Below are 12,105 nucleotides of genomic sequence, written 5' to 3'. Positions count from 1 at the left end.
TAACCTAACTCTTATTTTTAATTAAAATCAAAGCGTATACCTAATGAAACGTTGTTTTGATCTATTGTATTGTGTTTGAACATCGGATTTAAGTCATATTTAACATATAGACTGATGGAACGATAACCAATATAGGTACTTAGCCCATAAGTAAAATCAGAAACATTGAAATCTCCTTTATGTTTGTTTTTTATTTTATCTCCGTTTTCTTCATAGTGCAACAACTGCTTTGATTTCACACGAAGACCCGAATATCCTCCAATTCCAATTCGAACCGACTCATGCGTATTGAAATAGCTTTTTGTGCCATCCTTGGAAGTTTTCTTAGGGGAAAAATCAAATTCAAGATGCAAAGGAAGCGTTAAAAATACATTTCGAAATCGAGAATCATCAAGATGACGAGAAGCTGTTGCTAAATTAGTTTGATCACCATTTTTTACAAAATAACGATTTTCTGTTGGACGAAGGTTATTATACATCAATGTTAACCCGTATTTAACATGAACCAAATTATGATTTTTTAACAATCTCGAATTATATGTAACTCCCCATTCATAAAAATGAGAACCCCAAATTCTGTAATCAGAATCTTCTAACGAAGTTCCTTTAGTGACCAAATTATTCAAACCAAAGGCAAAAACAAATTGAGATGTAGTACGTTTTGATTTTCTTTCGATTTCTTCTTCGGCTGACTTATAGATTTTTAGAGCAGGTAAATCATAATATATTGTATTATTGGTTTTGTAATATGTATATACTTTTTTTCCATTAATGGTGTCAATCTTAAATACGACTTCTTTGCTATCTGCTTCCACTTTATTTTGTACTAAACTATCCAACTTTGCTTTTTGCATGTCCATACTTTTTTCAATCTTTGCAGATGAAATTTCCGCTTGTTTTAGTTTTAAAGCTTTCAAGTCGTCTTCAGTAATCTTATTTTGAGAAAACAAATTATCCAAAGAATCAATCTTTATTTTTAGTTCATTTTTTTCTCTTGCCAATAGAAACTCCATGCTAGTCGAAATTTGATTCACTTTCTTCTCAAAAGTCATTGGCTTCTTTTTGAGAACTTCTTTTCTTTCTTTTATTTTCTCTTTACGCTGTTCAATAGCATTTTTTCTATCTTCCTGTGCCATAGATTTTGTAAAAAATCCAAACACCATTACTAAGGTGTATAAAATAATTTTTCGCATAACTGATTGAATTTAATGATGTTTTTAATTTATTCGTAATTTCGATTCACAACTGCCGATTTAGCATCTTGTATTTTTTTAGACAACTTATCTAGTGTACTCTCTTTATGGGAGTCGTCTAATTCCTTTTCAACACTTTCTAACAAAGAATTAGCATCTATTTTAATTCTTAGCTTAGATTTCGTTTTTTTATCCGACGGAATTACTTTTTCAGTGGTTTGAGCTTCAGCTAACAATTTTTCGGATGATGGGTAATGGATGCTGGGGGCTGAGGGCTGGGTGTTAGAAGCTAGGAGTTGGGAGTTGGGAGTAATTTTTTCTTCCAAAACATGTTCCTTCTTTAGCAATTTATTTGTCCCCTCTGATTTTTTATTTGCTTGTGTTGTTGAAAAATTATTTTCATTCTGAACTAAAACAGGCCTACCATTTTCAACTGCAATTTCATTTATTTTATTGGTTTCAATAGTATCAATTTCTTCATTACTAGTGGTTACAACTGGAACTGAATTATTAAATTCTGTTGTGGAGGAGGAATTGAAAAGAAAATATCCCAATCCGAAAAAAAGGACTATAGAAGCCGCAACAAATAACCAATTATAATTTTTCTTAGATTTTTTTGCTTCTGATACAGCTAACATTGCATCCAATCGATCCCATGCTTGAGCAGATGGCTGAATTTCTCTACCATTCAGCTTTTCTTTTATTTGACTATCTATTTTATTTGGTTCCATTTAAGGTATTTTTTAAAGCTATAATTCGGTGTTGCAATAGTTTTCTAGCGTGGTATAATTGCGATTTAGATGTTCCTTCACTGATCTTGAGTAATTCTGCTATTTCTTGGTGCTTGTAGCCTTCTATAGCATATAAATTGAATACCATTTTGTAGCCGTCAGGTAACTGATCTATCAAATTTTGGATGTCATCTGCTGAAAATTCTTCCATTTCATAAGCCGAATCTTTTTCAACTAAGATCACATCCTCTATATCCTGGTGATTGAACTGGTTTTGTTTCACTCTCAAAAAATCAATACATTCATAAATCATGATACGCCGAATCCATCCTTCAAAGCTCCCTTTATGTTCAAACGTATGCAATTGAGTAAAAACCTTCATAAAACCAGAAATCATAACATCTTCCGCATGCTGAACATCTTTGATATACTGCCTGCAAACCCCAAGCATTTTAGAAGAAAACTGGGCATAAATTTGCTGTTGCGCTGTTCGATTGTGCTCGACCGCTAGTGCAATTCGCAATTTCTCTTCTAGGTGTAAGGGGATTACCTTCATTTCAAGTTCAATTCTAGTTCACTGCCATCTACTAAATTTACTAATTTAATAGTACGCTTGTTCTTTTAGATAACTGATTGCTTCTAAACCTATAGACGTGTTAGAAGTAAAAAAGGTTGCACGAATGAAAAATTAATTTAAATTTCTCTTCTTGATATAGCTTTTAGGCGAGGTATTGGTATAGCCTTTAAAACTAATAGAAAAATAAGATAGTGAATTAAAACCACTAGCATCGGCTAGTTGTTGCACATTGGTTTCTCCGGCTTCAATTAATCGAATGGCATATTCAATTCGCAATTGTCGGACATAAGTAGTGGTATTCATTTGCTTATCTCTTCGGATTTTTTTATCTAAAGCCGACTTACTGATAAACAATTCAGTTGCAATTTTATCAATGGTAATGTTGGTCTTGATATTATTGATGATAATATCGTTCAATTTTTCAAAGAAATTTTTATTTTTAAGCTTAATAGTTACCTTAGAAAAAGGGTCTAAAGTATTTCTTTTAATTAAAATATTTTTAAACTGAAGAAAATTCTTAATTTTCAATAAAAGCTCTTGAATTTTGAAGGGTTTAATGATAAAATCATTGACCCCGTTTTCCAATTGTTTGATTTTCATTTCGAAAGTCACATCCGCAGTAATGATCAAAAAAGGAATTTCATCATACTTTTTAAACTTTCTAATTTTCAGAAACAACTCTTCGCCAGACATTATGGGCATCATGAGATCACAAACAATAATATCGGGTACTTTTTGTTCTAAATAATGATAGGCTTCCAAGCCATTATGACACCACTTAACGTCATATCCATTAATTTCTAATAACTCTGAAATGGTCTGACCTAGAGAGATGTCATCTTCGATTAATAATATTTTTGGTGGTTTTGTCTTCATAATGTAAAATTAATTCTTTATTTGTTAAATTATGCGTATTTTTTTTTAATTTAGTGATACATAATTTTAAATTGAGTAAATTTAGCCTTTTTGATTGCAAACTAATTATGAATTTACAAGAGGTATCTTCTCTTATTAATATAGTTAAAACTAAAAATGAATCATTTATTAAAAGCCATTTCGGAAGCAAATAATCATTTGCTCAGAGAGAACAACATCAACAATGCCCTTCAAGAATGCATTAGAGCTTTGGGAAGTAATATATTAGTAGATCGATGTTACATTTTTAAAAATGAATTCAAAGATGGAATTCTCGTCTTAAATTATGAATTTGAATGGTGCAAAGAAAATGTAACGCCATTTTTAGGAAATCCAGATTTGAGTGGAATGCCCTACGAAGCCTTTCCGGGATTATATGAAACTCTAATCCAAAATCTTCCTTTATATGGGTTAGTTCACGAAAGCAACAATGTGCTTTTCCGCGAAACTATGGAGATGCAAGGCATACTTTCATATCTCTTTACTCCTATTTTCTCTGATGATCAATTCTGGGGTTGGATTGGCTTTGATGATTGTGAATCGGAGCGAATTTGGCAGGAAGAAGAAGTAAATGTATTGCATACCGTAGCGCGAAATATTGGTATTTGCTTGAATCAAGATAAAGTAGTCTCAAAACTTGAAACCACTTTAGACGAACTTAATTTTTATATAAAAAGTTCGAGCCAAGCCAAATGGGAATGGAATTTAAAAACACATCAAATTACCTACTCATTCAATTGGAATGAAATATTAGGTTATACTATTGAAGAATTAGGCAGCAATCTTGAAGTTTGGAAAGAAAAAGTGCATCCTGATGATTACGATGTAATTAGAAATCAACTGTTCAATTATATTTTTAAAAAAACCGATCGTTATGATGGTGTTGCACGAATATTACATAAAAAAGGCCATTATGTTTGGATAAAATATTCGGGGATCATGCTTATGGATAGTCTAGGTACCCCAACTAAAATTATTGGATCACAGATTGACATTAGCGCCATAAAAGAAAAGGAAATTGAGTTGGCACAACAACGCAACGACTTTGACAATATGGTAAATAATTTAGCTGAAATTGTATTTAAGACGGATTTAAATGGGACACTGACTTTCTTAAATAAACAATGGGAAAAAATCACAGGGTTTGATATAAAAGAAAGCATTGGCCAAAGCATTTTCAACTTTTTAACCCATATAGATACGGAGTCATTTCATCAAAACATTAATCAATCTAAAGTATTAGAAGGAAAATTAATGCATCACAAAGAGAAAAAAATTAATGTTTTATTACTCTTAAGCCTTCAAACCGACCTAAAAGACAATTCCCAATTTATTTTGGGAAGTATAACTAACATCAACGATTTAATTTCACTAAGAAAAGAGCTTCAAATTTCAGAGCAAAAATACCGTTTTATTGCTGAAAATACCTCTGATTTGGTAGTCCAACACGAATTTAATGGCATCGTAAAATATATTTCAAACAATTGTGATCGAATTACTGGATACACTGTAGAAGAGCTTCTTAACCAAGATCCTTATCAATTTATTCATCCCGACGATATTCAAGAAATTGTAACAAAACATAATAATATTTTAAATTTACCAAATGAAGTTATAACCTTTCGCTTTTTAAAGAAAAATCAAGAATACGTTTGGTTTGAGACGTCTGTAAAAATCATGAAAGATTCGGCAGATAGAGTCTTAGGAATACAAACTTCTAGTAGAGACATTTCTCAACGTCTCAACGATCAAGAAGAAGTAAAACGCGCCTTGGAAAAGCAAAGTGAATTAAACGATTTGAAATCGGGATTTGTTACCATGGCTTCACATCAGTTTCGAACACCCTTATCTGTAATTTACTCTAATATTGAGTTGTTGCATTTAAAAATGAATCAATCCATTAATAAAGAAGAGATCAAAATGATTACGGATCGAATCACCTCCGAAGTGGATCGAATGACAGAATTAATGAATAATATCCTACTGTTTGGAGAAAACGAATCCAATAAGTTAAAAATAGATCTTAAAACAATAGCTTTTGAAGAATTTATTGATCGCTTAATCGAAACTTATTACCAACAAGAAAAGGATGGACGAAAATTGATTGTTACAATGCAAGGTTCCAAACAAAAAATCGAAACTGACGAACGTTTGCTGCTTCACATCCTAACGAATCTAATTTCTAATGCATTTAAATATTCTATAGGTTGTGAGCAACCAGAGCTAGTGATTACCTATTTTGATCACTACTACAAAATTGAGATTATCGATTATGGAATTGGTATCTTACCCGAGGAAAACAAGCATTTATTCAAATCCTTTTTCAGAGGAAGCAATACAGCGAATATTAAAGGATCGGGATTAGGACTTATAATTGCCAAACAATTTACAGAATTGTTAAACGGGTCAATATGTATTGAAAGCATCCCAAAAAACACTCGAGTTATCTTGGAATTTCCTTATAAACAAATGTAGAAGCTATTTTTTTCGTTCGATGACATAATTAACCATCAATTCAAGGGAACTTTTGTATTGTGAATCGGGAAATTCATGGAGAAGATGTAGCGCTTTTTGTTGAAATTCGATCATCATTTGTTCTGCATACGCTAAACCTTTCTGATCTTTCACAAACTGAATAACCGCGGCAACTCGTTTTTTATCTTTGTTGTGATTTTTAATCGAATTAATCACCCAGCTTTTCTCTTGTTTTGAACAGTGGTTTAAGGTATAAATTAAAGGCAAGGTCATCTTTTGCTCTTTAATATCAATTCCGGTAGGCTTACCGATAGCATCTTCAGTATAATCAAATAAATCGTCTTTGATTTGAAAAGCCATACCAATAAGCTCTCCAAATTTACGCATTTTTTCAATAGTTTCGGTATCATTGGGGACAACAGAACAAGCCCCTAACGCACAACAAGCAGCAATTAAGGTTGCTGTCTTTTGACGAATGATTTCAAAATAAATAGCTTCGGTAATATCTAATCTTCTCGCTTTCTCAATTTGAAGTAGCTCCCCTTGACTCATTTCGCGAACCGCAACGGAAATAATTTTCAACAAATCAAAATCATTGTGATCAATAGACAACAACAAGCCTTTGGACAATAAATAATCCCCTACTAAAACTGCTATTTTATTTTTCCAAAGTGCATTAATAGAAAAAAAACCACGGCGTTTATTGCTATCATCTACAACGTCATCGTGCACTAAAGTCGCAGTGTGTATCAATTCGATCACTGATGCCCCGCGATAGGTGCGCTCATTGATAACGCCTTGAGAAATCATTTTTGCCGTCAAGAAAACAAACATGGGGCGCATTTGCTTGCCTTTTCTATTGACAATATAATGGGTAATTCGATTCAATAAAGCCACTTTTGAAGACATTGCCTCGCGAAATTTTTCCTCAAAAAGATCCATTTCTTGAGCAATTGGCAACTTTATTTGTTCGGTAATTTTCATTACAACAAAGATAACATTCTGACTCCGAAATAGAAAAAAAATTTGAATATTAAACCTTTTTTATACCTTTGAGTCTAAGATTCAGAACTTTAAACAATTAAATATGAAAAATGTATTAAAATTAATGGCGGTGGTGGCTGTATTCATAACGTATACCAGTTGTGAAAATGATGCTACTAATGCAACTCAATTGACATCGAATGATGCGATTGTGAACTCTAAAATAGATTTAGCTAGTGATGACATTGCTACTATTGCTGATCAATTATTTGATGACATCAATAGCAATACGATTACCTATCGAACAATTGACAACAATCTGAGTATTTTTTCAAATTGTGCTACCATAACAAGAACACCCGCATTTGGAACCTTAATTACTCCTGGAACTCAGGTAACCAAAACAATTGATTTTGGGACTACAGGTTGCACCTTAAATAACGGAAACATAGTGCGTGGAAAAATTATCATTAGTTTTGTATTTCAGCCTACTGCTGTATCACATACAGTAACGTATACTTTTGACAACTTTTACCACAATAACATAAATTTTGAAGGAACAAAAACATTTACACGTTCCATGACTGCTCAAACGGCTACTTCTGCTCCACATCCAAGGGTTGTTATGGAATTAGAAATGACGATTACTATGCCTAATGGTGATGAGTATGTGCGGGTAGGTTCAAGAACTCGTGAGTTAGTGGAAGGATTTATGACTCCAGCTTTTATAGATAACATTTATAGAATAACCGGGAATTGGACAACTACCGCACCAAATGGTAACCAACACACTGCAACAATTACTGAGCCAATTATGGCAAAAATGAGTTGTATCGCCGTAAACAAACCTATTCTTGCTAAAGGAATTATTACATTTACAAGAAACAATATTACATCTACCTTAAATTATGGAAATGGTGAATGCGATAATATTGCAGTATTTACTGTTAATGGTATTTCTTACACGATAACCATAGGGAATTAATACCAAAAAAGGGCTTTTTTTTTAAAGCCCTTTTTTTATGATTTATTTGCTAATTGACCGCAAGCGGCATCAATATCCTTTCCACGGCTCCTTCTAACTTTTGCAACGATATTGCTTTTTTCAAGAGCCTCTAAATAGGCGTTGATAGACTGATCGTTTGCCTGTTGAAATATCCCATCATCTATTGGATTGTATTCAATTAAGTTTACTTTGCACGGTACATATTTACAAAATTTGACCAAAGCGTCAATCGACTTCTTATCATCATTGATTCCTTTCCAAACTACATATTCGTAGGTAACTTTACTTTTGGTTTTGCGGTACCAATATTCCAAACTTTCTCGCAAATCGGTCAATGGAAAATTCTTGGTAAACGGCATAATTTCGTTTCGAATTTCTTCTACTGCTGAATGTAAGGATACCGCTAGTTTAAATTTGACTTCATCATCGGCCATTTTTTTTATCATTTTCGGAATTCCCGAAGTGGAAACTGTTATGCGTTTGGGCGACATACCTAATCCTTCACTTGAAGTTATCATATCGATTGCTTTCATCACGTTTGGGTAATTCATTAACGGCTCACCCATTCCCATGAAAACAATATTAGACAAAGGTCGGTCAAAGTACAAACGACTCTCGTTATCTATGGCTGCAACTTGATCATAAATTTCACCGGGCTCTAAATTACGCATGCGCTTCAATCGAGCTGTCGCACAAAAATTACAATCTAAACTACATCCAACTTGAGAAGAAACACATGCTGTTGTTCGTGTTTCTGTTGGAATCAAAACCGATTCAACGATCAAATCATCGTGCAAACGAACTGCATTTTTTACCGTTCCATCTTCACTTCGCTGAAGTGTATCTACTTTAATGTGATTGATGACAAAATTAGCTTCTAGCATGGCACGGGTTTCTTTTGACACATTGGTCATATCTTCAAACGTATGTGCGCGTTTTTGCCACAACCATTCGTAGACTTGATTGCCGCGAAAAGCTTTATCTCCATTGGCAACAAAAAATTGACGCAATTGTTCTTTTGTGAGTGCGCGAATGTCTTTTTTATCGATTTGCATAGTGCAAAGTTAGGTTAAAATGTTAAATCGTTTAATTGTTAATTTGTATTTTTGTCAAAATTTGATTTCATCATGCACTTTATATCCGAAGACTTAGAAAATTACGTAACCAATCATTCACAAGCTGAACCTGAATTATTGGCGAAACTTAACAAAGAAACGCATCAAAAAATATTACAACCACGAATGTTAAGCGGTCATTTTCAGGGAAGGGTTTTGAGCATGATCTCTAAAATCATTTGTCCGATACACATTTTAGAAATTGGCACTTATACAGGCTATGCTGCTTTATGTTTGGCAGAAGGATTGGCCAAAAATGGAACCTTAGATACGATTGATATTGAAGAGGAATTGGTTGATTTTCAGAAAAAATATTTTGATGCTTCACCTTGGAAAGACCAAATTTTTCAACATTTAGGGAATGCAATTGATATCATTCCAACATTGAACAAAAAATTTGATTTGGTTTTTATCGACGCCGATAAAGAAAATTATGTGCATTATTTCCACTTAATTGTTCCCCTAATGAGCAAAGGAGGCATTATCTTATCTGACAATGTTTTATGGAGTGGAAAAGTATTGGAAGAAGTAAAACCAAATGATAAAAGCACTTCAGTATTATTAGAATACAATCAATTGCTAAATACAGACCCGAGAGTAGAAACGGTTTTACTACCCATTCGTGATGGATTAACCGTTAGTCGCGTGATTTAATCGTCTAAATCTAATATATCCTTTATAACACAACCAACCGGAAACGGCCCCAAAAAAATAACCGGTAACAATATCTCCAGGAAAGTGCAAGCCTAAATAAATTCTGCTGTATGCAAAAACCAGCGGAAAACAAAACAACAAATAGGAGTGCTTGTAGTAGGATCTGATAATTAAAAACACAAACATTGTGGAAGCCATGGAGTTGGCAGCGTGACCAGAAAAGAAACTAAATGATTTTCGTGTAACCACCGCTCTCATGATTCCTTTAAATTCAAGTAAATTACATGGTCGTAACCGTTCAAAAGTAGTTTTAAACAAATTGGTTATTTGATCGGTACAGGCAATCAAAACAGCAAGGAACAACAAAATAATTCCTAAGTTTTTCCAACCCATTTTTTTTTGAAGCAAATAGAAGACGGCCAAAAATAAGGGCGACCAATATACTTGTTTGGTAATAATTTTCCAAAAAGGATCAAAGGGCTGTGAACCTAACCCATTTAGGAAAAGAAACAGATTTCTATCAAGTTGAATTACGGTATCCCACATTAGGATTGTCTTTTAATGGGACCTGACAAATCTTCAAGGGTTTCTTTTACTACGTCGATCGGCTTTTGAAGTCCTAAATCAACAGATTCCAATGGATTTGACATTTGTGTTATACCCGTTTTTGCTTTATTTATTTCTTGAGAAATCCCTCCTGTAATAGAGTCGATATCCATACCATTGTCTTGTGCACTTTTTTGAATTTCGCTTTTGATTTCGTTTGTTGCATTTTTTAATTGCGCCATGGTTTTACCTAAAAAACGAGCAATATCTGGAATCTCTTTGGATCCAAAAAGCATTAATACTACAATTAAGATTAACATTAATTCGCCAATTCCATCAAACATAATCAACTATTTAAGAGTTACAAATTTACAAAGATTTAATTCGAATATTCAAATAGAAACAAAAAAAGACCATCCGGAGATAGTCTTTTGTTTCTTTATTTCTTTTCTAGTGTATCAAATTTTGATTCCGCTTCAGCCTTGGGCCAAAAATTATTGGTTACATCAATATCGGCTGTTTCCAACTTCGGATCCAATTGAATCTTAACTACTTTCTTTTCCGTTGCAAAAACTCTTTTAGCTGTGTTGTTATTTTTTCTCCAAATTTGAGCAGGGAAAACTTTGGTTTCACTAGAGCCATCTTCAAACTGAAGTTCAACAATAATTGGCATAATTAATCCTCCTGGTTTGTCAAATTCCACTTCGTAGAAGAATTTTGGCGACTTCAATGTTCCGATCTCTTCTGTCGTATAATTTTTATTCAAATAATCGGTTAAGGCTTGAACCTTAGAAGCATCAAAACCATTTTTCAATTCTGGCTTGAAATCAGTGGAAGCTTCTAATACCATTTTCAGCATGGATTGCCCTTCTCCAATTTTTCTTCCTCGTCTGTTAAACTGTTGTTGGGCTTCTTTAGGATCTTGTTCAATCACATAAAATTGTTTTACATCTTTAATTCCCATATCAGTATAATCTGTTGAGTAAAACCAACCCCTCCAAAACCAATCTAAGTCCACCGCTGATGCGTCTTCCATCGTTCTGAAAAAATCTTCAGGAGTAGGATGTTTAAATTTCCAACGATTCGCATAGGTTTTAAAAGCATGGTCGAATAATTCACGACCCATAATCGTTTCTCTTAAAATATTTAATCCTGTGGCTGGTTTTCCATATGCATTCGCTCCAAAATTATAAATACCCTCAGAATTTGACATGATCGGTTCTAAATATTGTTGATTTCCTTTCATGTATGGAACAATATTCTTAGCGGGACCGCGTGTAGCTGGAAAATTGGTATCAAATGAAATTTCTGTCAAATACTCTAAAAATGTATTCAAACCTTCATCCATCCATGACCATTGTCTTTCGTCTGAATTCACAATCATTGGGAAAAAATTATGGCCCACTTCATGTATAATTACGCCCAACATTCCATATTTTGTTCTATCACTTACAAATCCTTTCTCGTCTGGACGACCGTAGTTCCAACAAATCATTGGATATTCCATACCTTGATCTTCTGCAGAAACAGAAACCGCTTTAGGATAAGGATAATCAAAAGTATGATGCGAATAGGTTTTTAAAGTATGAGCCACTGCTTTTGTAGACAAATCGCCCCAAAGTGGATTTGCTTCTTTCGGATAAATTGAAATTGCCAATGGCTTGTTGGTTGGTAAATTAACGGCCATCGCATCAATAATGAATTTTCTGGATGTTGAAAATCCGAAATCACGAACATTTTGTGCTTTAAATCTCCAGGTTTTTTTCTGTTCCGAAAAACCTTTCTCAGCTTGCATTGCTTCTTCTTGCGTAACAATAACTACTGGTTTATCAAATGTAGTTTCGGCCAAAGCCCAACGCTTCATTTGTTCGGGAGTATATACTTCACTTTTGTTTTGAATTACGCCTGT

General features: G+C 33.5%; 12 protein-coding genes. 3 read left to right on the top strand and 9 right to left on the bottom strand.

The features are described 5' to 3' along the window. Window positions 1-17: 17 nt before the first annotated feature. The 4 genes from ACIQ6Z_RS07420 to ACIQ6Z_RS07405 form a co-directional block, all read right to left on the bottom strand. The gene (locus tag ACIQ6Z_RS07420) at window positions 18-1,193 is read right to left on the bottom strand and encodes a hypothetical protein (protein WP_396210277.1); all 1,176 of its coding nucleotides are present in this window, start codon (window positions 1,191-1,193) and stop codon (window positions 18-20) included. A gap of 29 nt (window positions 1,194-1,222) precedes the next feature. Further along, window positions 1,223-1,924: a hypothetical protein gene (locus ACIQ6Z_RS07415; RefSeq protein WP_396210276.1), complete on the bottom strand. Its 702-nt coding sequence runs from the start codon at window positions 1,922-1,924 to the stop codon at window positions 1,223-1,225. Continuing rightward, the gene (locus tag ACIQ6Z_RS07410) at window positions 1,911-2,480 is read right to left on the bottom strand and encodes an RNA polymerase sigma factor (RefSeq protein WP_396210275.1); all 570 of its coding nucleotides are present in this window, start codon (window positions 2,478-2,480) and stop codon (window positions 1,911-1,913) included. The genes ACIQ6Z_RS07415 and ACIQ6Z_RS07410 overlap by 14 nt, the downstream gene beginning before the upstream one ends. A gap of 132 nt (window positions 2,481-2,612) precedes the next feature. Then, a complete protein-coding gene (locus ACIQ6Z_RS07405) occupies window positions 2,613-3,377 on the bottom strand; it encodes a response regulator (protein WP_396210274.1) in 765 nt (254 codons plus the stop codon). Window positions 3,378-3,533: 156 nt separating this feature from the next. Here ACIQ6Z_RS07405 and ACIQ6Z_RS07400 point away from each other — a divergent pair, with 156 nt between their 5' ends. Continuing rightward, window positions 3,534-5,891 (top strand): PAS domain S-box protein, encoded by a 2,358-nt coding sequence (locus tag ACIQ6Z_RS07400; protein ID WP_396210273.1) that lies wholly within the window; start codon window positions 3,534-3,536, stop codon window positions 5,889-5,891. 3 nt (window positions 5,892-5,894) lie between these two features. Here the strand turns inward: ACIQ6Z_RS07400 and ACIQ6Z_RS07395 are convergent, their stop codons facing one another. Continuing rightward, window positions 5,895-6,875 (bottom strand): polyprenyl synthetase family protein, encoded by a 981-nt coding sequence (locus tag ACIQ6Z_RS07395; protein ID WP_396210272.1) that lies wholly within the window; start codon window positions 6,873-6,875, stop codon window positions 5,895-5,897. 103 nt (window positions 6,876-6,978) lie between these two features. Between ACIQ6Z_RS07395 and ACIQ6Z_RS07390 the strand changes: the two genes are divergently transcribed. Beyond that, a complete protein-coding gene (locus ACIQ6Z_RS07390) occupies window positions 6,979-7,860 on the top strand; it encodes a hypothetical protein (protein WP_396210271.1) in 882 nt (293 codons plus the stop codon). 35 nt (window positions 7,861-7,895) lie between these two features. Here the strand turns inward: ACIQ6Z_RS07390 and rlmN are convergent, their stop codons facing one another. Further along, complete coding sequence (rlmN, locus tag ACIQ6Z_RS07385) at window positions 7,896-8,936, bottom strand: 23S rRNA (adenine(2503)-C(2))-methyltransferase RlmN (RefSeq protein WP_396210270.1); 1,041 nt, start codon at window positions 8,934-8,936, stop codon at window positions 7,896-7,898. 72 nt (window positions 8,937-9,008) lie between these two features. On the opposite strand from rlmN, the gene ACIQ6Z_RS07380 reads away from it, so the two are divergent. Further along, window positions 9,009-9,650: an O-methyltransferase gene (locus ACIQ6Z_RS07380; protein WP_396210269.1), complete on the top strand. Its 642-nt coding sequence runs from the start codon at window positions 9,009-9,011 to the stop codon at window positions 9,648-9,650. Here ACIQ6Z_RS07380 and ACIQ6Z_RS07375 read toward each other — a convergent pair. From ACIQ6Z_RS07375 to ACIQ6Z_RS07365, 3 genes are all read right to left on the bottom strand, one after another. Continuing rightward, entirely contained in the window at window positions 9,627-10,196 is a 570-nt protein-coding gene (locus ACIQ6Z_RS07375; RefSeq protein ID WP_396210268.1) for a phosphatase PAP2 family protein, read from the bottom strand. The two genes, ACIQ6Z_RS07380 and ACIQ6Z_RS07375, sit on opposite strands and share 24 nt — an antisense overlap. Further along, window positions 10,196-10,540, bottom strand: coding sequence for a twin-arginine translocase TatA/TatE family subunit (locus ACIQ6Z_RS07370; RefSeq protein WP_396210267.1), 345 nt, complete (start codon window positions 10,538-10,540; stop codon window positions 10,196-10,198). The genes ACIQ6Z_RS07375 and ACIQ6Z_RS07370 overlap by 1 nt, the downstream gene beginning before the upstream one ends. Before the next feature lie 95 nt (window positions 10,541-10,635). Next, the coding region (locus ACIQ6Z_RS07365) for a M1 family aminopeptidase (RefSeq protein WP_396210266.1) at window positions 10,636-12,105 on the bottom strand (1,470 nt) is incomplete at its 5' end.

The organism is Flavobacterium sp. (assembly GCF_044376915.1).
GTDB lineage: Bacteria > Bacteroidota > Bacteroidia > Flavobacteriales > Flavobacteriaceae > Flavobacterium.
Note: the sequence above shows the minus strand (reverse complement) of the source record. Positions and strands in the feature narration are given on the sequence as shown.

What these genes read in the sequence shown, in the direction of transcription:
- ACIQ6Z_RS07420 (WP_396210277.1), bottom strand. Translation starts at nt 1,193, where the DNA reads ATGCGAAAAATTATTTTATACACCTTAGTAATGGTGTTTGGATTTTTT.
- ACIQ6Z_RS07415 (WP_396210276.1), bottom strand. Translation starts at nt 1,924, where the DNA reads ATGGAACCAAATAAAATAGATAGTCAAATAAAAGAAAAGCTGAATGGT.
- ACIQ6Z_RS07410 (WP_396210275.1), bottom strand. Translation starts at nt 2,480, where the DNA reads ATGAAGGTAATCCCCTTACACCTAGAAGAGAAATTGCGAATTGCACTA.
- ACIQ6Z_RS07405 (WP_396210274.1), bottom strand. Translation starts at nt 3,377, where the DNA reads ATGAAGACAAAACCACCAAAAATATTATTAATCGAAGATGACATCTCT.
- ACIQ6Z_RS07400 (WP_396210273.1), top strand. Translation starts at nt 3,534, where the DNA reads ATGAATCATTTATTAAAAGCCATTTCGGAAGCAAATAATCATTTGCTC.
- ACIQ6Z_RS07395 (WP_396210272.1), bottom strand. Translation starts at nt 6,875, where the DNA reads ATGAAAATTACCGAACAAATAAAGTTGCCAATTGCTCAAGAAATGGAT.
- ACIQ6Z_RS07390 (WP_396210271.1), top strand. Translation starts at nt 6,979, where the DNA reads ATGAAAAATGTATTAAAATTAATGGCGGTGGTGGCTGTATTCATAACG.
- rlmN (WP_396210270.1), bottom strand. Translation starts at nt 8,936, where the DNA reads ATGCAAATCGATAAAAAAGACATTCGCGCACTCACAAAAGAACAATTG.
- ACIQ6Z_RS07380 (WP_396210269.1), top strand. Translation starts at nt 9,009, where the DNA reads ATGCACTTTATATCCGAAGACTTAGAAAATTACGTAACCAATCATTCA.
- ACIQ6Z_RS07375 (WP_396210268.1), bottom strand. Translation starts at nt 10,196, where the DNA reads ATGTGGGATACCGTAATTCAACTTGATAGAAATCTGTTTCTTTTCCTA.
- ACIQ6Z_RS07370 (WP_396210267.1), bottom strand. Translation starts at nt 10,540, where the DNA reads ATGTTTGATGGAATTGGCGAATTAATGTTAATCTTAATTGTAGTATTA.